This window comes from Streptomyces alkaliterrae, from assembly GCF_007097205.2.
Taxonomy (GTDB): Bacteria; Actinomycetota; Actinomycetes; order Streptomycetales; family Streptomycetaceae; genus Streptomyces; species Streptomyces alkaliterrae.
Map to the genome: position 1 here is coordinate 1 of NZ_VJYK02000091.1, position 18,432 is coordinate 18,432.

At 72.2% G+C, this 18,432-nt stretch carries 14 protein-coding genes; 5 read left to right on the forward strand and 9 right to left on the reverse strand.

What is annotated here, in order from left to right; translation table 11 throughout:
• Positions 1 to 33: 33 nt before the first annotated feature.
• On the reverse strand, positions 34 to 1,602 hold the full coding sequence (locus FNX44_RS11185; RefSeq protein WP_143647896.1) for a sodium:solute symporter family protein: 1,569 nt from the start codon (positions 1,600 to 1,602) through the stop codon (positions 34 to 36).
• Positions 1,603 to 1,773: 171 nt separating this feature from the next.
• On the opposite strand from FNX44_RS11185, the gene FNX44_RS11190 reads away from it, so the two are divergent.
• Complete coding sequence (locus tag FNX44_RS11190) at positions 1,774 to 1,998, forward strand: DUF3311 domain-containing protein (protein WP_143647897.1); 225 nt, start codon at positions 1,774 to 1,776, stop codon at positions 1,996 to 1,998.
• A gap of 55 nt (positions 1,999 to 2,053) precedes the next feature.
• On the opposite strand, the gene FNX44_RS11195 is transcribed toward FNX44_RS11190, so the two are convergent.
• Together FNX44_RS11195 and rsmI are read right to left on the reverse strand one after the other, a co-directional pair.
• Positions 2,054 to 2,359 (reverse strand): hypothetical protein, encoded by a 306-nt coding sequence (locus FNX44_RS11195; protein ID WP_323369252.1) that lies wholly within the window; start codon positions 2,357 to 2,359, stop codon positions 2,054 to 2,056.
• 205 nt (positions 2,360 to 2,564) lie between these two features.
• Positions 2,565 to 3,416, reverse strand: a complete 852-nt coding sequence (rsmI, locus tag FNX44_RS11200) for a 16S rRNA (cytidine(1402)-2'-O)-methyltransferase (protein ID WP_143647898.1) — start codon at positions 3,414 to 3,416, stop codon at positions 2,565 to 2,567.
• Between the two features lie 99 nt (positions 3,417 to 3,515).
• Between rsmI and FNX44_RS11205 the strand changes: the two genes are divergently transcribed.
• Both FNX44_RS11205 and FNX44_RS11210 read left to right on the forward strand, forming a co-directional pair.
• A complete protein-coding gene (locus tag FNX44_RS11205; RefSeq protein ID WP_143647899.1) occupies positions 3,516 to 5,267 on the forward strand; it encodes a dolichyl-phosphate-mannose--protein mannosyltransferase in 1,752 nt (583 codons plus the stop codon).
• Positions 5,268 to 5,377: 110 nt separating this feature from the next.
• Complete coding sequence (locus tag FNX44_RS11210) at positions 5,378 to 7,054, forward strand: penicillin-binding transpeptidase domain-containing protein (protein WP_228449820.1); 1,677 nt, start codon at positions 5,378 to 5,380, stop codon at positions 7,052 to 7,054.
• Between the two features lie 47 nt (positions 7,055 to 7,101).
• Here FNX44_RS11210 and FNX44_RS11215 read toward each other — a convergent pair whose 3' ends face one another.
• Entirely contained in the window at positions 7,102 to 7,929 is an 828-nt protein-coding gene (locus tag FNX44_RS11215) for a trans-aconitate 2-methyltransferase (RefSeq protein WP_153507141.1), read from the reverse strand.
• 147 nt (positions 7,930 to 8,076) lie between these two features.
• Here FNX44_RS11215 and FNX44_RS11220 point away from each other — a divergent pair, with 147 nt between their 5' ends.
• Positions 8,077 to 8,574, forward strand: a complete 498-nt coding sequence (locus FNX44_RS11220; protein WP_143647901.1) for a MarR family winged helix-turn-helix transcriptional regulator — start codon at positions 8,077 to 8,079, stop codon at positions 8,572 to 8,574.
• Positions 8,575 to 8,753: 179 nt separating this feature from the next.
• On the opposite strand, the gene FNX44_RS11225 is transcribed toward FNX44_RS11220, so the two are convergent.
• From FNX44_RS11225 to FNX44_RS11240, 4 genes are all read right to left on the reverse strand, one after another.
• Complete coding sequence (locus FNX44_RS11225) at positions 8,754 to 9,464, reverse strand: response regulator transcription factor (protein WP_143647908.1); 711 nt, start codon at positions 9,462 to 9,464, stop codon at positions 8,754 to 8,756.
• 135 nt (positions 9,465 to 9,599) lie between these two features.
• Entirely contained in the window at positions 9,600 to 10,280 is a 681-nt protein-coding gene (locus tag FNX44_RS11230; RefSeq protein WP_143647902.1) for a response regulator transcription factor, read from the reverse strand.
• Between the two features lie 202 nt (positions 10,281 to 10,482).
• On the reverse strand, positions 10,483 to 12,297 hold the full coding sequence (locus tag FNX44_RS11235) for an outer membrane protein assembly factor BamB family protein (protein ID WP_143647903.1): 1,815 nt from the start codon (positions 12,295 to 12,297) through the stop codon (positions 10,483 to 10,485).
• Positions 12,298 to 12,487: 190 nt separating this feature from the next.
• Positions 12,488 to 14,314 (reverse strand): ABC-F family ATP-binding cassette domain-containing protein, encoded by a 1,827-nt coding sequence (locus FNX44_RS11240; RefSeq protein ID WP_143647904.1) that lies wholly within the window; start codon positions 14,312 to 14,314, stop codon positions 12,488 to 12,490.
• 213 nt (positions 14,315 to 14,527) lie between these two features.
• Between FNX44_RS11240 and FNX44_RS11245 the strand changes: the two genes are divergently transcribed.
• Entirely contained in the window at positions 14,528 to 15,034 is a 507-nt protein-coding gene (locus FNX44_RS11245; RefSeq protein ID WP_173019155.1) for a hypothetical protein, read from the forward strand.
• 81 nt (positions 15,035 to 15,115) lie between these two features.
• Here the strand turns inward: FNX44_RS11245 and ppc are convergent, their stop codons facing one another.
• On the reverse strand, positions 15,116 to 17,944 hold the full coding sequence (gene ppc, locus FNX44_RS11250) for a phosphoenolpyruvate carboxylase (protein WP_143647905.1): 2,829 nt from the start codon (positions 17,942 to 17,944) through the stop codon (positions 15,116 to 15,118).
• Between the last annotated feature and the right edge of the window lie 488 nt (positions 17,945 to 18,432).

Below are 18,432 nucleotides of genomic sequence, written 5' to 3' on the forward strand. Positions count from 1 at the left end.
GTAGAAGAGCCAGGGGTACGGGTTGTCTTCGTATCACTGGTCGGTCTCTCCGGTATCGGGGCGACGTCTGAGAGTCACGCGGCTCGGCAGGTCTGTGGTGTCGGTGCCTCGGGGGATCCGCAGGCGGGTGAGGACGGCGGTTCCGACGAGGACTACTGCCAGGTTGAGGAGGAGGGCGGCGAGCCCGGCGTAGATCTCCGGCGGCTCCGGTCCGAATCCGAGAGCCACGGTCGGTGAGAAGCCCTCCCAGATCACCAGTAAGGTTCCGGCGGCCATACCCGCCGCCCAGCCGGCGAGCAGCGCCCGGGGGTGCGGGCGGGCGGTGAAGAGGCCGACGGCCACGGCCGGGAAGATCTGCAGTATCCACACACCGCCCAGCAACTGGAGGTTGATGGCGGCCTGGTCCCGGAGCCCGAACACGAAGGCGACCGCCCCGACCTTCGCGGTGAGCGACACGATCCGGGCGATACGCACCTGACGCTTGGGGGTCGCGGTGGGGTGGAAGTACTCGACGTATACGTTCCGGACGAAGCTCGTGCCCGCCGCGATCGACATCACGGCCGCCGGGACGAGGGCCCCCACGGTGATCGCGGCGAACACCAGCCCGGCCAGCGGCGCGGGCATGAGCCGGTCGACCAGCATCGGCACGGCGGCCTCGGCGTGGCCTTCCGGCGCCTCCACCCCCGCCGCCAGGGCGGCCAGCCCCAGGAGGCCGAAGAGCGCGAGCAGTCCCGTCCAGACGGGAAGCGCCACCGAGACCTTGCGGAGGGTGCGGGGGCCGTCGGCGGCGAACCCGGCCGTGAGGACGTGCGGGTACATCAGCAGGGCGAGCGCGGAGCCGAACGCGAGGGTGACGTAGGTGGCCTGCTGCTCGGGGGCGAGGAGAAGGGCCGGTCCACCGGAGTCCGCTCCTGCCTCCCCCAGCCGCCGCGCCGCGCCCTCGAAGAGCGCTCCGGGACCACCGAGCCGGCCGAGTACCAGCCAGCACACGGCGGTGAGCGAGCCGAAGACCGCCACCGCCTTCAGCGCGGAGATGACCGTGGGCGCGCGCAGCCCGTGCCGGTACGTGGCGATCGCGAGCCCGGTGAACAGCGCCACGAGCACCAGGTCGCCGGCGGCACCCGGCGGATACAGTCCGCCGATGGTCAGCACCGTGCGGATGCCCAGCAGCTGCAGCGCCAGGTACGGCATGGTCGCCAGGATGCCGGTCAGCGCCACGGCCAGGGCCAGCGACGGAGATCCGAACCGGCCGCGGACGAGGTCGGCCGCGGTGATGTAGCCGTGGCGACGGGCGACGCTCCACAGCCTGGGCAGGAGAACGAAGGCGAGCGGGAAGACGATCACGGTGTAGGGCACGGCGAAGAAGGCGGCGGCACCGTTGGCGTAGGCCAGCCCCGGCACGGCGATGAAGGTGTACGTGGTGAAGATCGTGCCGCCGAGCAGCAGCCAGGTCCATGCCGGGCCGAGGCTCCGGTCGGCCAGCGCCCAGCCGTCCAGCGAGGGCAGCCGGCTGCTCGGGCGCAGGTGGCGCGCTGTGACCGCGAGGAGCGACGCTCCGCCGATCACGGCGAGAAACGTCGCGGCCATCGCACTGCTGGCCATGATCACCGCCCTTGGCGTCCCTGTTCCCACCTGTGAGATGCGCGAGAGTGCGGTTCGGAGGACACGGGCCGGAGGAAACGCCCTGGAGAACGTTGTGGAACCCGCTGTCAACCTTCCGGGGTGCTCCGGCAACTCTTGCACGGATAGGCGGTCGGAGGGAGAGGAGCGCAGGTGGCGCAGCACACCGGGCACAACCGGCTACGGCGCGTCGCGAGTGCCGTGGCGCTTCTCCTGCCCGCTCTCGGCCTGCTCTGGGTCCCCTGGTACGCCGGTATGAGCCCGAGCCTGGCCGGGGTGCCCTTCTTCTACTGGTACCAGCTCGCCTGGGTGCCGGGCTGCTGCCTCTGCCTCCTCGCGGCCTACGTGCTGACCGGGCGCGACGCTCACGACCCCTGACACGTACCGGCCCGCCCCGAGGTGTCAGCCTCTCGGGGCGGGCCGGAGCGGGTGATCAGGAACGCCGGTCCTGGGTGAACGGAAACGCCGACCGCATGGTGGATATCTGGTCCGCGCGCGCGACGCGCACCTTGTGTTCGTCGCAGTTGATGCAGGTGACCATGGAAAGCGGCGAGGGGACCCGCTCACCGTTTGTGTAGTAGATGAAGAACGGCTTGTCGTCGCGGTCGATGTGCTGTTCGATGTCGTACGTCTGCTTCCACGCGTACCCGCAGTGCAGACACGCGAAGCCGTAGACCTCGCGAACCGTCTCGAAGGCTCCCCGAGCCGTCTTCCTCTGGGTGTTTCCGATGTCCGTCACGGCAGCTCCCTTCCACTACCAGTGGACGCCTCGGCGGCGGAAAAGGCATCAGACCCATCCGGAAACTGGACAGCGTTTTGATCGTAGATGGGGGAAGGCGCTGGCCGCACTGCCCGAGCTTTACCCCCGAGGGTAGCGCTTTACCGAACGGTACGTTCCGCCGGCGCTTTCCTTTGCCGTTTCCTCAGACGCGCTGAGCGCGACCTCACCCCTCCGCGGTGTTCTTCGCCGCCACCACCGCGTCGAACACCTCGCGCTTCGGCAGCCCCGCCTCCTTGGCGACGGCGGCGATGGCCTCCTTGCGGCGTTCACCGGCCGACTCCCGCACGGCGACCCGGCGGACCAGCTCGGCGGCGTCCACCTCGCCGGGACCCGTCTCCGGCGCCCCGGACACCACCACGGTGATCTCGCCGCGCACCCCGTCGGCCGCCCAGCGGGCCAGCTCGGCCAGCGGGCCGCGCCGCACCTCCTCGTACGTCTTGGTCAGCTCCCGGCAGACGGCCGCGGGCCGGTCCTCGCCGAACGCCTCGGCCATCGCCGTCAGGGTGGCGGCCAGGCGGTGCGGAGCCTCGAAGTAGACAAGGGTGCGCCGGTCCCCGGCGACCTCCCGCAGCCGGGCCAGGCGTTCCCCGGCCTTGCGCGGCGGGAAACCCTCGAAGCAGAACCGGTCCACCGGCAGCCCGGACAGCGCCAGCGCGGTCAGCACGGCCGACGGGCCGGGTACCGCTGTCACCCGCACCCCGCGCTCCACGGCCGCCGCCACCAGCCGGTACCCCGGGTCGGACACCGACGGCATACCGGCGTCGGTCACCAGCAGTACCCGTTCGCCGGCGGCCAGCGCGTCGGCCAGCTCGGGCGTGCGCGCCGCCTCGTTCCCCTCGAAGTAGGACACGACGCGCCCGGCCGGCCGCACCCCCAGCGCCTGGGTGAGCCGACGCAGCCGCCGGGTGTCCTCGGCGGCGATCACGTCCGCCTCGGCGAGTTCCCGCGCCAGGCGGGGCGGGGCGTCCTCGACGTCCCCGATGGGCGTTCCGGCCAGTACGAGCGTTCCAGTCACCCGAGCATCCTCGCACCCGCGCGGCGGACCGCTGTCGAGCGAGCGCGCGCGGCCCGGCCGGGGACCGCTTTCCCGTCGGCCCAAAGGGCGTTCCCTACGATGGCCCGCGTGAGCAGTGACACCGTGCCGTCGACGCACGCAGCCAAGCGCGGGGAGACCCGCAGGGACGAGGCGCGCTCCTGGCAGGCGCGGTTGCGTCGCTACGGCTACACGCCGCCGCCGCAGCCCTCGGTGCGGGGGCGGCTGGTGCCGCCGCAGCCGAAGCCCGGACGCACGCCGTGGTCGGCGCTGGGCATCGAGCCGCGGTGGCGCGGGTGGGGCGGCCCGCTGCTCGTCGCCCTGTTCGCCGGGCTGCTGCGGTTCTGGCAGCTGGGCACGCCGCGCGCGGTGATATTCGACGAGACGTACTACGCCAAGGACGCCTGGTCGCTGCTGCGGTTCGGCTACGAGGCCCAGTGGGGCGACGACGCCAACGACCTGATCCTCGCCGACAACCCGACCGTGCCGCTGTCCGAGGACCCCTCGTACGTGGTGCACCCGCCGATGGGCAAGTGGGTCATCGCGATCGGGCTGCGGCTGTTCGGCCTCGAACCGTTCGGCTGGCGCTTCATGGTCGCGCTGCTGGGCACCCTGTCGGTGCTGATGCTGTGCCGCATCGGCCGCCGGCTCTTCCGGTCGACGGCGCTGGGCTGCCTCGCCGGCGGGCTGCTGGCCGTGGACGGCCTGCACCTGGTGATGAGCCGGACCGCGCTGCTCGACCTGGTGCTGATGTTCTTCGTGCTGGCCGCCTTCGGCGCGCTGCTCGTCGACCGGGACCGCAGCCGGGCCCGACTCGCCGCCGCGCTCCCCGAGGACCGGCCCGACCCGCTCGTCGCGGCCACCGCCAAACTCGGCCTGCGCCCCTGGCGGCTGCTGGCCGGCGTCTGCCTCGGCCTGGCCGTCGGCACCAAGTGGAGCGGTCTGTACGTCCTGGCCGCGTTCGGGCTGCTGACCGTGCTGTGGGACGTGTCGGCGCGCCGCACCGCCGGCGCCCGCCACCCCTACCGGGCGGTGCTGCGCCGGGACGCCGTGCCGGCCTTCCTGTCGCTGGTGCCCGTCGCGCTTGTCGTCTACCTCGCCTCCTGGGCGGGCTGGTTCGCCACCCGGGGCGGCTACTTCCGCACCTGGGCGGACAACCGCCGCGGGCTGTCGCCGGACGAGGTGACGCTGCCGCTGCTGGGCCAGGTCTCGCTGCCGCAGTTCGACATGACATGGGTGCCGGCGCCGCTGCGCAGCCTGTGGCACTACGAGTCGGAGGTGTACAGCTTCCACCGGCAGCTGACGTCCGAGCACCGCTACGAGTCCAACCCGTGGAGCTGGCTGGTCGCCGGCCGTCCCGTCTCCTACCACTACAACTCCCGCGAGCTGGGCGCCGAGGGCTGCATGGAACCCAGCGGCTGCGCCCGGGAGGTGCTGGCGCTGGGCACGCCGATGCTGTGGTGGCTGGGCGTCGCCGCGCTGGCGTACGCCCTGTACCGCTGGGTGCTGCGCCGGGACTGGCGCTCGGGCGCGATCCTGTGCGGCCTGGCCGCCGGCTACCTGCCGTGGTTCATGTACCAGGAACGCACGATCTTCTACTTCTACGCCGTGGTGTTCGTGCCGTTCATCTGCCTCGCGGTGGCGATGCTGCTGGGCGCGCTGGCCGGTCCGCCGGGCTCCAGCGAGGCGCGGCGGGTGGTGGGCCTGGTCGTCGGCGGCGCGCTGGTGCTGCTGATCGTGTGGAACTTCGTCTACTTCTGGCCGCTCTACACCGCCGGGGAACTGTCCGTCGACGAATGGCGTGCCCGCATGTGGTTCGACACCTGGATCTGATCCGGGCCGTCGGGCGCGAGCCGTTGTGCTCTAGGGTGCCTCGGAGGCCCTTGGGTGGGTGCCCGGGGCGGGGTGGAGAGTCAGGAAGACTTATGCGTGATGGTCAGAGAATGGCGCTGATCGGTGTCGCCTGCGCCGTTGTGGTGGGCGCGGCCGGTGTCGGCGCCTACACGCTCGTCAGCAGCGGTGACGACGCGGGGGCGGAGAGCAGGTCGGCCGGGTCGGCGGGTGAGGCGGAGAAAACGCCGGAGGCCGTTCCCACCGGTCCGCCGAGCGCCGCCGAGGTGCAGTCCACCGCGCGGGAGTTCCTGGCCGCGTGGCAGTCCGGCGATGTCGCGGCGGCCTCTTCCCTGACCGACGACAAGGCGGCCGCGGCCACCGCACTGAAGAGCTTCCGCAAGGACGCGAAGGCGGAGTCCGTCACCCTCACCGAGGGCACGCGGCAGGCCGGCGAGGTGCGCTACGAGGTGAGCGCCGCCATCCGCTACGACGAGGAGCTGGACACCACCCTCGACTACAACACCTCCCTGACCGTCGTCCGGGACACCAGGACCGGCCGACCGGTCGTCAAGTGGAAGCCTTCGGTGGTCCACCCGAAGCTGAAGGCCGGGCAGCGGATCGTCACGGACGCCGCCGGCGACCCGGAGGTCACGACCGTCGACCGCAACGGCACCGAGCTGACGAAGGAGGAGTTCCCCGAGCTCGGCGCGATCCTGGACGACGTCCGTAAGCGGTACGCCGACAAGACGGACGGCAAGGCGGGCGTGGAGACCCGGATCGTCACCGCGGACGCGGAGGACGGCAAGACCACCGGGGCCACCGGGGCCACCGGGGCCACCAAGGACATCGACACGCTCAGCGTGCTCTCCAAGGGCACTCCGGGCGAGCTGCGCACCACCCTGGACGCGGGCCTGCAGAAGGCCGCCCAGCGCCAGCTCGCCGGCAAGGCCAAGGGCTCGGCCGTCGCGATCCGGCCGAGCACGGGGGAGATCCTGGCCGTCGCCAACACCCCGGCCACCGGCTTCAACTCCGCGCTGCGCGGTTCGCTGGCCCCCGGCTCGACCTGGAAGGTCGTCACCTCCGGGATGCTCATCGACAAGGGCCTGGCCAAGAGCGCCGCGCAGCACCCCTGCCCCAAGTACTTCACCTACGGCGGTTGGCGCTTCCAGAACCTCGACAAGTTCGAGATCAAGGGCGGCACGTTCTCGCAGTCCTTCGCGGCCTCCTGCAACACCGCGTTCATCAGCCAGGCGCCGGACCTGAAGAACGACGACCTGACCGCGTACGCCAGGGACGCCTTCGGGCTCGGCCTCGACTGGCGGGTCGGCACGGGCACGTTCGACGGGACCGTGCCGGTGCAGTCGGACGCCCAGATGGCCGCGTCGCTGATCGGCCAGGGCGCCGTCCGGATGAACCCGCTGACGATGGCCTCGGTGGCCGCGACGGTCAAGGACGGCACCTTCCGGCAGCCGGTCATCGTGCCGCAGTCGCTGGACAACCGCACGCTCGCCCGCGCGCCGCGCGGGCTGTCCGCCGGCACCGCCGCCGAGCTGCGCGCGCTGATGAAGCAGACCGCCGTGGGCGGCACTGCCGCCGAGGCGATGGCGTCGGTCGGCGGCGACAAGGGCGCCAAGACGGGGTCCGCCGAGGTCGACGGGCAGGACAAGCCGAACGCCTGGTTCATCGCCTACAAGGACGATCTGGCGGTCGGCGCGGTCATTCCGAACTCCGGTCACGGCGGCAAGAACGCCGGCCCGGTGGTCGCCGCCATCCTGAACGCGGGCTGAGCCGTGCGACGCCCCGGGCTCCGGGGCGTCGCACGTCACCGCCGCCGTCAGGCGTCCGGGCGGCGGGCCACGGCGAAGATCCGCCGGAAGGGGAAGGCCGTGCCGTGCGGCCCCGGCGGATAGGCCTCGCGCAACCGCTCGCGGTACTCGGCCAGGAACTCCTCCGTCGCGACAGGGTCGTCCCGCAGCGCGGTCAGGACCGGCCGCAGCGCCGTGCCCCGCACCCAGTCGAGCACCGGGTCCTCACCGCCGAGCAGTTGGACGTAGGTGGTCTCCCAGACGTCCACTTCGCAGCCGAGGTCGGCGAGGCGGTCCAGGTACTCCCCGGGTTCCAGGATGTAGACGTAGCGGCGGCCGAGTTCGCCGACCCGGTCGCGCCAGCGCGGCGAGTCGCACAGTTCGCCGAGCAGGGCGTGGCTGGGGGAGACGAAGTTGCCCGGCACCTGGAAGGCGAAGACCCCGCCGGGCCGTAGCGCGCTCATCCAGTCCTTGAACCGGTCGGCGTGTCCGCGCACCCACTGGAGTGCCGCGCTGGAGGTGATGAGGTCGTGGGCGCCGTCGGGTGTCCAGGTGGCGATGTCGGCCCGTGCGAAGTCAAGCCGGCCGCCGGCGGGTGTGGGGCCCGCGAGGGGGGAGGCGGCGGCGAGCATGTCGGGCGAGCTGTCGTAGCCGGTGACGTGGGCGGTCGGCCAGCGGTCCAGCAGCAGCGTGGTGACGTTCCCCGGTCCGCATCCCAGATCGGCTATTCGGGGGGAGCCACCGGCGTGCGGCAGTTCGGGTATCCGGTTGAGCAGGTCGTGGAACGGCCGGGTGCGGTGACCCGCGTGGCGAAGATAGATCTGGGGGTCCCACGTCGGTGGTGCGGCGGGTATCAAAGCGTCCTCCTTGCGGAATGCGGGCCTGCGCCGCCTGTAACGGCAGGTCCTGCGATCGGAGCCTTCCACCGGTGGACCTTCAGCATCCCTCCGGTTTTGTCTTGATGTCAAGAAACTTCATACCGACAGAACTACTACACTGGGGGCATGGAGGACGAGGTTGATCGACTGGTGGCAGCGTGGCGCCGAGAGCGCCCGGATCTCGACGTGGAGCCCCTCGAGGTGCTCAGCCGCGTCAGCCGACTCGCCCGTCACCTCGACCGGGCCAGGCGGCTCGCCTTCGGCGAACACAACCTGGAGTCCTGGGAGTTCGACGTCCTCACCGCGCTGCGCCGGGCCGGCGACCCGTACCAGCTCTCACCCGGCCAGTTGCTCACCCAGACGCTCGTGACGTCGGGGACGATGACCAACCGCATCGACAGGCTCGCCAAGAAAGGCCTGGTCGAGCGCCTGCCCGACCCCACGGACCGGCGGGGCGTGCTCGTCCGCCTGACCACCGAGGGGCAGGACCGCGCCGACCGCGCACTGGCCGGACTGCTCGACCAGGAGCGGGCGATCCTCGCCGAGCTGTCCACCGCGCAGCGCGCCGAGCTGGCCGCGCTGCTGCGCCGGCTCACCGCGCCCTTCGACAACATCCCCGGCTGAGGCCCGGGCCCGCACGGTGCGGGCGGCCGCCCGCGTACGACGCCGTTCGGGCGGTTGCCGGCGGGGGCGCTACGGTCGAGGCGAGCCGACCGGCGTGTGGTTGCGCGGCGCGCGCCGGGCGGCGCACGCGCCGCTCCGCGCGCCCCTCCTGGGTTCCACCCGCCGGGCTCAGCCGAACGTCACGTCGGCGCGTGCTCGGTGTCCACCGGGCCGACCCCCGCCCGCCGGGCCAGCGCGACCGCCGCGAGCGTGGAGTGCACCCCCAGCTTGCCCAGCACGTTCTGCATGTGGGTGCGGACCGTGTGCGGCGAGAGGAACAACCGCTCGGCGACCGCCTTGCGGCCGAGACCCGCCACCATGCAGCGCAGCACCTCGTGCTCACGCGGCGTCAGCGCCGCGACCAACTCCTCGCTCTCCGTGCGGTGTCGACGCGTGGTCGTCAACTCCCGCAGCACCCCGGTCAGCAGCGCCGGAGGAAGATGCGTCTCGCCGCGCAGCACGCCCCGCACGACCTGGAGCAGCCGGCTCAGCGAGCAGTCCTTGGCGACCCAGCCGCTCGCGCCGAGCTGGAGGGCGGCGGCGGCCCGACGCGGATCGTCCCGCCCGGCCAGCACCACCGTGCGCAGCTCCGGCCGGCCGTGGTGCAGCCGGGAAAGCAGCTGCGAGCCGTTCACCGCCTCTCCCGGCGGCAGCGGCCCGCACATCTCGACGTCGATCAACAACACGCCGAACGGGCGCCCGGCGGCGGCCGCCTGCTCCAGACAGCGTTCGGCCGCCTGCGCGCCGCCCACGGCGGACGACTCGACGTCCTGCTCCGCGGCCAACGCGGCGGCCAGGGACTCGGCGAAGATTCTGTGGTCGTCAGCGACCAGAACCCGGATTCGTTGCACACGCACCCCCAGTGCTTCTGCGCCTGAACAGCGTACGGCTCACCCACCCGACCGGGCAGTGCGCCGCCCGGCCCCGGAACCGATCCGCGACCGACGGCACCCCGGCGGGGCGGCGGCCAGCGGTCGGCGACGCCGTCAGGGAGGATCGCGATGGGCGTGCGCGGACTCCAACAGTCCGGTACGGGCCGCCAGCGCCGCCGCCTCCAACCGGGAGCCGACGTCCAGCTTCATCAGCACCCGCTGCACATGCGTCCGCGCGGTGCTGGGCGCTATCCGCATGCCCTCCGCGATGAGCTGGGTGTCCTCGCCCTCCGCGACGCGCAGCAGCACCTCCACCTCGCGCGGCGTGAGCAACGCCAGCAGCCGGGCGCCCTCGTCGTCCGGCTCCTCGGCCGGATTGAGCAGTTCGTCGAAGGCGTCCCGCAGCACCTGCGGCGCGACCGCGACCTCCCCGGACCGCGCCTTGAGCACCGCCCGCTCGACGCCCTCGATGCGTTCGTCCTGCCGCACGTAGCCGCAGGCCCCGGCGGCGAACGCGGCGGCCACGCCCCGCGCGTCGGGAACCGGTCCGAGCACCACGACCGCGGTCGCCGGCCGCTCCCGGCGTATTCGGCCCAGCGCCTCGAACGCGCCGGGCGCCGACGGCGCCGCCGTACCCCACAGGCAGACCTCCGGGGCCCGGCTCAGTACGAGGTCCGCGGCGCCCGCCCCCGGCGCCGCGGCGGCCACCACCCGGTGCCCGCGAAGTTTCAGCGCGGAGGCGAGCGCCTCCGCCAGCAGCCGGTGGTCGTCCACCACCATCAGCCGCACACTCATCCAGCCCCCTGAGTCTCCCCACCTGGCCCACCGCACACCGCGCAACGGGCCCTCCGTTGCCCGGGAAGCTACACGTTCACGTGCGCGTGTGTGCCCTCAACCGTGCAGAACGCACGAATCGCGCCGCGATCCGGTGAAAACAGGAAGCGAAAGACGAGGGGCCGGGTGGGCACGACGCCCACCCGGCCCCTTCGACGGCCGGTCAGCGGATGGCCACCAGCCAGCCGCGGTTGCTCTCCGGCCGCGCCGACAGCCGCGGCGAGGTGACGAAGAGCGTGTTGTCGGCCCAGTACGGCATCGGGCGGAAGTAGACGTCCCGGATGGCGTCGCGCTCGTCGGAGCTGAACCGCAGGAACGGCTTCGCCTTACCGGTCCGCAGGTCGACCTCGGTGATCATGCCCGGGTCGGAGAAGCTGCCCATCTCCAGGGCGAGCAGCTTGCCGTCCTGCATCGCCAGCGGCGACGTCTGCCCCTCGACGGTCGGCTCGGAGGTCCACGCGACCTTGCCGGAGTCCAGGTTGAAGGCGACGATCTCGTTGGTGCTGCGCCGGTCACCCTGGTGCATCTTCGTCTCCAGGAAGAGCAGTTCGCTCTTCTTGTCGACGACGACGTTCCAGCAGTGGCCCGTGCTCAGCGAAGCGCAGGAGAAGGTGTACCGGTCGGGATCGATGCTGATCCGCTTCCGCAGCTTCATGGAGTCGGAGAGCACCGCGAGATTGGAGACCTTGAAGGAGCTCTCCGCCGACCGGCTGAGCGCGACGATCACCGGCGAGGTGCTGTGCACCGCCTGCGGGACGTTCCCGGCCGGCGCCTTCCACTCGGCGGTGGTCTTGCCGTCCTGGTCGACCATCCGCACGCTGGCGTCCCGGTCGAAGCCGCAGCGGTTGATCACGACAAACGCCTCGCCGCCGCTGTAGCTGTGGTCGCGGCAGCTCTCGTAGCGGTTGTTCGACCACAGCTCCTTGCCGTCGGACAGCCGGTAGCCGGCGTTGCCGCCGATCCACACGATGCCGCCGAGGTTGCCGCTGACCGCGACCTGAGCGCTGGTCGCGCGGACCTCGCCGTCCACCGACGGCAGGTCCTTCTCCCACAGCTGGCGGCCCTTGGCCAGGTCCACGCCCATGGCCTTCTCGCACTTCAGACCCCACTGGATCAGGGTCTTGCCGCCGTTGCCGCTGGTCTCGGCCGCGTTGCAGCTGTCGCCGCGGATGGCCTTGAGGAACCAGGCCTCCTTGCCGCTCTTGATGTTGTACGCGCGCAACCCGTCCGGCTCGTAGCGGATGACGTTGCCGCCGTAGAACCACACGCCGGGCATGGACTTGCTGGTGTCGACCTGGAAGCCCTCGGGGACCTTGGCCTGCCAGGCGATCTCGGCGTCCTGGTCCTGCTCGGGCACCGTGGTGGGCGGCACGTCGCGCATGGCGTCGGTACCGCTGCCGCCGGTCTCGCCCTCGTCGCCGCCGCCCCCGGTGCCGCCGGTCGTCTCCTGGGACTGCTTCTCGTTCTTTCCGTCCTCGCCGGCCTTGTCGTCCGAGTCACCCCGGGTGGCGAAGAAGACGGCGGTCACCGCGACCAGAGCGACCGCGACCACGGACGCGATGATCACCAGCAGCTTCTTGTTCCCGCCGCTGCCGCCGCTGCCGCCCTGCGGGACGCCGGCCGACGGCATGGGGTGGGTGGGCTGCTGCTGGTACGGGTTGGGTCCGGTCGGCTGACCGTAGGGGTTCGGCTGGCCGTACGGGTTCGGCTGCCCCGGGGCGCTGGGCGGGCCCTGCGGGTAGCCGTAGCCGGCGGACGGCGGCGGGGTCTGCGGGTACCCGTAGCCCCCCGCGGGCGGACCGGGCGGCGGGGTGCCGGGCGGACTGGGCGGAGGCGTGCCGGGAGGGCCCGGCGGCGGGGTGCCGGGAGGGCCCGGCGGCGGGGTGCCGGGTTGTTGCGGGTAGCCGTAGGACGGCTCCTGGGGCGCGCCGAAGCCGCCTGACGGCGGCTGGTTCGGCGGCGGGGGCGGCTGCGACATGGGAATCCCTCTGCATGCGCGGACCGATTGCCCCATCCCCGCGTTCCCCCGTCAGGGACGAGCGAATCGGACATGTGGTCCGCCTGTTATCGGACGACTCAAGGGCTTTGAGCCAGGGTCTTTGTATCAAAGGGACGGGCACACCGGCAGCGCCGGTTCCCCCGCCGGAGGCCGGAACCGCGCCGACCGGTCAGCCTTCCTCGGCCAGTTCCATCCAGCGGGCCTCGAGTTCGTCCTGCTGTTCGGCGAGTTCGCGCAACTCCGCGTCGAGCTTGGCCACCCGCTCGAAATCGGTGGCGTTCTCCGCCATTTCCGAGTGCAGCGCGGACTGCCTCCCGCTGATCTTGTCGAGCTGCCTTTCGATGCGCTGGAGCTCCTTCTGCGCCGCGCGGGAGACCGCCGCCGGCTTTGCGGCCGGCGCGGCCGCCGGGGCCGCTCCCGCCGGGGCTGCGGCCCTGACCCTCGTCGCGACCTCCGCCTCCCTGGCCCGCTCGCGGCGTTCCAGGTATTCGTCCACACCTCTGGGCAGCATCCGCAGGCTGCGGTCGCCGAGCAGCGCGTGCACCCGGTCGGTGGTCCGCTCCAGGAAATAGCGGTCGTGGCTGATCACCACGAGGGAACCCGGCCAGCCGTCCAACAGGTCCTCGAGCTGGGTCAGCGTCTCGATATCAAGATCGTTGGTCGGCTCGTCGAGAAACAGCACGTTCGGCTCGTCCATCAGCAGCCGCAGAATCTGGAGCCGTCGCCGCTCTCCACCGGAGAGGTCGCCGACCGGCGTCCACTGCTTCTCCTTGACAAAGCCGAAGCGTTCGCACAGCTGCGACGCCGACATCTCCCGGCCCTTCCCCAGATCGACCCGGGAGCGCACGTTCTCCACGGCCTCCAACACCCGCCAGGTCGGGTCGAGTTCGGCGACCTCCTGGGAGAGATAGGCAAGCCGGACCGTGCGGCCCACCTTGATCCGCCCGCGCGCCGGCTGCTTCTCGCCCTCCGACGCGGCGGCGTCCGCGAGCGCCCGCAGCAGCGAGGTCTTCCCGGCGCCGTTCACCCCCACGAGCGCGACCCGGTCACCGGGGCCCAGCTGCCACGTCAGGTGCTCGATCAGCGTCTTGGGCCCGGCCTGGACGGTCACGTCCGCCAGGTCGAAGACCGTCTTCCCCAGTCGGGAGTTGGCGAAGCGCATCAGCTCCGCCTGGTCGCGCGGCGGCGGCTCGTTCGCGATGAGCGCGTTCGCCGCCTCGACGCGGAAACGCGGCTTGCTGGTACGCGCCGGCGCGCCCCGCCGCAGCCACGCCAGCTCCTTGCGGACGAGGTTCTGCCGCTTGGCCTCCTCCGTCGCGGCGATCCGCTCCCGCTCGGCCCGGGCGAACACGTAGTCGCTGTACCCGCCCTCGTACTCGTACACCTGACCGCGCTGCACGTCCCACATCCGGGTGCAGACCTGGTCGAGGAACCAGCGGTCGTGCGTGACGCACACCAGCGCCGAGCGGCGGGTGCGCAGATGGCCGGCCAGCCAGGCGATGCCCTCCACGTCCAGGTGGTTCGTCGGCTCGTCCAGCACCAGCAGGTCGGGATCGTCGATCAGCAGCTTCGCGAGCGCGATACGGCGGCGCTCGCCACCGGAGAGCGGACCGATCACGGTGTCCATGCCGTCCGCGAACCCGGCCGGCTCCAGCCCGCCGAACAACCCGGTGAGCACGTCCCTGATCCGGGCGTTCCCGGCCCACTCGTGGTCGGCCATGTCGCCCAGCACCTCGTGCCGGATCGTCGCCTTCGGGTCGAGCGAGTCCTGCTGGCTGAGCAGCCCGAGACGCAGCCCTCCGGCGTGCGTGACCCGGCCGCTGTCGGCGGGCTCGCTGCGCGCGAGGATGTGGATGAGTGTCGTCTTGCCGTCGCCGTTCCGCCCGACGACGCCGATCCGGTCACCCTCGTTGACCCCGAGGGAGACGCCGTCCAGCAGCGTGCGCAGCGCGTACGCCTTGCCGACGGCTTCCAGATTGACGAGGTTGACGGCCATGGGGCTCCCTTGCTGCCATACGTGTGCGACGTCCCGCACCGTTCAGCCTAGTGCGGCGGGTGCCGCCGTCCGTCGGCGGGAAGTGGGATCGGTGGGCGGGGAAAGTGCGCGTGTGCGCGCTTTGTCCGATCCGTACGAGACCAGCCGGACAAAGAGGGGCATCCGTCCGACCGAGGTTGACCCGCGGCATCGCCATGGCCAAGGATCGCCGCCATGCCGACCAGCACCAAGAAGCGCAGCCGAACCCGACGAGCCGGCGAGAGCGCCTACGGACTCCTGCTGCTCGGCAGGAACGCGCTGGTCGCGCTCGTCGCGGCGGTGCTGCTGGTCGCCGGCTTCTGGACGTCCTGGGACGACGCCCGGCACGCGATGTTCCCCAAGGACGGCACCCGGGGCACGATGACCGTCGAGAAGTGCGCCGACGGACGCTGCACCGGCCCGTTCGTCGCCGACTCCGGCGGCTCGGCACCGGACCGGGTCGGCATCGCCGAGTCCGCCGTCCGCGACGTCGGCGACCGGCCGGCCGTCGCGCTCAAGCCCGGCACCGAGGACGTCGTCCGCACCGGGATCGGCGGCGTGCTGCACACCTGGATACCGCTCGGCGGCGCGCTGGTGCTGGCGGCACTGGTCCTCGCCGGCGGTCTGCGGCTGCGCCGCACCGGCTGGGCCATGGGCCTGCTCGGCGGCGCCGTGATGGTCGGCGCCTTCTTCACCGTCTGACGGCTTCCCCTCGCCCTGAGCACGCGCACGGCCCGCCGCCGCGGGGCGCGGCGGCGGGCCGTGGGGTGGCGGCGGGCGGCGTCAGCCGGTGTTGCGCAGCCCGGCGGCGACGCCGTTGACCGTCAGCAGCAGCGCCCGCGAAAGCAGCTGGTCCGGCTCCTTGCCGGCCTCCTCGTCCTGCCGCTGCCGGTGCAGCAGTGCGACCTGGAGGTAGGAGATCGGGTCCAGGTAGGCGTCCCGGATCCGCAGCGTCTGCCGCAGCACCGGGTTGGACTCCAGCAGCTCGCTCTCACCCGTGATCCGCAGCACCTCGCTGACCGTGAGCTCGTGCTCCGCCTCGATCTTCTCGAACACGTGCCGCAGCTCGTCCGGCACGAGCGTGTCCACGTAGTGCCGGGCGATCCGCAGATCCGTCTTCGCCAGCGTCATCTCGACGTTCGACAGGAAGTTCCGGAAGAAGTGCCAGTTCTCCTGGGCCTCGGCGAGCACCGAGTCGAGACCGGCCTCCCGGGCGGCCTTCAGCCCGCTGCCGACGCCGAACCAGCCCGGCACGATCTGCCGGGACTGCGTCCAGCCGAACACCCACGGGATCGCCCGCAGCCCGTCGAGACCGGCCCCGCTGTCCGGGCGGCGCGAGGGACGGGAGCCCAGGTGCAGCTCGGCGAGCTGGCCGACGGGCGTGGAGGCGAAGAAGTACGCCGGCAGGTCAGGGTCCTCCACCAGGCGGCGGTAGGCGGCGTGCGCGGCCTCCGAGACGGTGTCCATCGCCGCGTCCCAGCGGGCCAGCGCCTCCTCCGACTGCCGCGGCGCGGTGTGCAGCGCGGACGCCTGGAGCGTCGCGGAGACCGTCAGCTCCAGGTTCTCCCGGGCCAGCGACGGCACCAGGTACTTGTCGGAGATGACCTCGCCCTGCTCGGTCACCTTGATCTCGCCCTCCAGGGTGCCGTACGGCTGGGCGAGGATCGCGTCGTGCGTGGGGCCGCCGCCACGGCCGACCGTGCCGCCCCGGCCGTGGAACAGCCGCAGCCGCACGCCGTGCCGGTGCGCCACGTCGCGCAGCCGGCGCTGCGCCCGGTGGATCTCCCACTGCGAGGTGGTGATGCCGCCGAACTTCGAGGAGTCGGAGTAGCCGAGCATGACCTCCTGGAGGTCGCCGCGCAGCGACACCAGCTTCCGGTACGAGGGGTCGGACAGCATCGCGTCCAGCAGCTCGTCGGCGATACGCAGCTCGTCCGTCGTCTCCAGCAGCGGCACGATGCCGATCCGGGCCCAGCCGGCGTGCAGGTCCAGCAGCCCGGCTTCGCGGGCAAGCACCGCCGCCGCCAGCACGTCGTCCGCGCCCTGGCACATCGAGATGATGTACGACTCGACGACCTCCGGACCGAAGGTGTCAAGAGCCCGCCGGATCGTCTCGAAGACACCGAGCGTCTTCGAGCCGGCCTCGTCCAGCGGCGCGGGCGTCGGCGCCAGCGGCCGGCGGGACCGCAGCTCCTTGGCGAGCAGCCGCATCCGGTAGTCGCGCGGCATGTCCTCGTACCGCCAGGACTCCTCGCCGAGCCGGTCGAAGAGCTGGCCGAGTGCGTGGTGGTGGGCGTCGGCGTGCTCGCGGACGTCCATCGTGGCCAGCTGGAGGCCGAACGCCGACAGCGTGCGCAGCGCCCGGGCCAGCTGGCCGTCCGCGATCAGCCCGCCCCGGTGCTCGCGCAGCGAGGTCCGCACCAGCTCCAGGTCGGCCAGCAGCTCGCCGGTGCCCAGATAGTCCCGGCCCGGCACGTGCGGGGTGCCGGCAGCCAGCCGCTCACGGGTGTTCAGCAGCTTCTGCCGGACGCAGGTGACCTTCAGCCGGTAGGGCTCCTCGGCGTTCAGCCGCTTGTAGCGCGGGGTGATCTCCGGCAGCCGCTCCAGGTCCTCCTTCAGGGAGTCCAGCAGCTCCTGGGTCGCGCCGCAGTTGCGGATCGAGTTCGACAGCGCGCCGCGCAGTTCGTCCACGTGCTCCAGGGCCTGGGTGATGCCGTGCTCGTGCTGGAGGATCAGTACGTCCCAGGTGACCTGCGGCGTCACGTTCGGGTTGCCGTCGCGGTCACCGCCGATCCAGGTGCCGAACGTCAGCGGCCGGGCGTCGGCCGGCAGCGGCGCACCGGCCCGCTCCAGCTCGTCGGCCAGGTCCTCCAGCACGTCGCCGACCGCGCCCCGGTGCAGCTCGTCCAGGTAGTAGACGGCGTTGCGGGCCTCGTCGGTCGGTTCCGGGCGGGCCACCCGCAGCTCGTCGGTCTGCCAGATCAGGTCGACGTTCTCGGCCAGCCGCAGGTCGACGCGGCGCCGGTCGCCGCTGGCCGCGGCCGACTCCGAGCGCTCCAGCAGCTCCGCCACGCGGCGCAGCTTGGTCAGCACCGAGCGGCGGGCCGCCTCCGTCGGGTGCGCGGTGAACACCGGACGGACGCCCAGCCGCTCGGCGGTCCGCCGCAGGTGCTCGGGGTCGGCGTCCTTCAGCATGTCCGCCGTGCGGGCCAGGAGGCCGCCCTCGCTTGCCCGCCGGTCGCGCAGTTCGCGCCCCCGGTGCACCTGCTCGGTGACGTTCGCCAGATGGAAGTAGACGGAGAACGCGCGTACCAGCTTCGCGGCGGTCTCCAGGTCCGTCTCGCCCAGCAGCCGGGCGGCGGCCTCGCCGTCCGTGCGGGTCAGCGCCCGTACCCGCTCGACCAGGTCGAGCAGTTCCGGGCCTTCCTGGCGGACCAGCGTCTCGCCGAGCAGGTCGCCCAGTCGGCGGATGTCCGCGCGCAGGGCGCTGGCCGCCTCCTTCGGATCGGGGACCTCCGGGGCCGCGGCATCGGTCGCCCCGGAGACTGCGGGGGCGGCGGCCCGGGCCTGCGGGTCTTCGCCGCCGGTGGTGCGGTGGTCGGCACTGCTCATGGGGGTGCGGCTCCTTGCGGCAGTATCGGCAGCTCTCCAGCCGCCCTGGCGGTCGGGGGCTCGGCCGGCGCGCCGGCGCGCCCCGGTCGGACCCCATCACACCAAACGGCGCCTGGCTCGCTTCGTCATTGCTTGTGGCAGGTCGCGGACCGCGCTGTCCGACGCGTAAAGGATAGGTCGCGGCACGTGGCCCGGGACGTCCAGTCCACCAGGCGAACCGTCGGCCGGTGCCACGACGGCACTGCCCCGAAGGTGTGACGCGATCGTTCTTGTCGAGCGAGGGGGATGTGCTGCAATACTTACGAGACCGTAGGTTACGGTTCCGTAGGTGTGGATCTTTCTACCACCTCCCCCTTTTCCTCAGGGACGCTTATGACAACCACCCCCGAAACGGCTCCGCAGCGCACGCAAAGCTCGCGATCCCCGCGCACGGACGCCTCGGACTCCCCGACCGCGCACAAACCCGGCCGCCCCGGACTCCCCACCGG

What these genes read in the sequence shown, in the direction of transcription:
- FNX44_RS11240 (WP_143647904.1), bottom strand. Translation starts at nt 14,314, where the DNA reads ATGGCCGTCAACCTCGTCAATCTGGAAGCCGTCGGCAAGGCGTACGCG.
- FNX44_RS11220 (WP_143647901.1), top strand. Translation starts at nt 8,077, where the DNA reads ATGGAGGACGAGGTTGATCGACTGGTGGCAGCGTGGCGCCGAGAGCGC.
- FNX44_RS11185 (WP_143647896.1), bottom strand. Translation starts at nt 1,602, where the DNA reads ATGGCCAGCAGTGCGATGGCCGCGACGTTTCTCGCCGTGATCGGCGGA.
- FNX44_RS11205 (WP_143647899.1), top strand. Translation starts at nt 3,516, where the DNA reads ATGGCCCGCGTGAGCAGTGACACCGTGCCGTCGACGCACGCAGCCAAG.
- FNX44_RS11230 (WP_143647902.1), bottom strand. Translation starts at nt 10,280, where the DNA reads ATGAGTGTGCGGCTGATGGTGGTGGACGACCACCGGCTGCTGGCGGAG.
- ppc (WP_143647905.1), bottom strand. Translation starts at nt 17,944, where the DNA reads ATGAGCAGTGCCGACCACCGCACCACCGGCGGCGAAGACCCGCAGGCC.
- FNX44_RS11235 (WP_143647903.1), bottom strand. Translation starts at nt 12,297, where the DNA reads ATGTCGCAGCCGCCCCCGCCGCCGAACCAGCCGCCGTCAGGCGGCTTC.
- FNX44_RS11245 (WP_173019155.1), top strand. Translation starts at nt 14,528, where the DNA reads ATGCCGACCAGCACCAAGAAGCGCAGCCGAACCCGACGAGCCGGCGAG.
- FNX44_RS11210 (WP_228449820.1), top strand. Translation starts at nt 5,378, where the DNA reads ATGGCGCTGATCGGTGTCGCCTGCGCCGTTGTGGTGGGCGCGGCCGGT.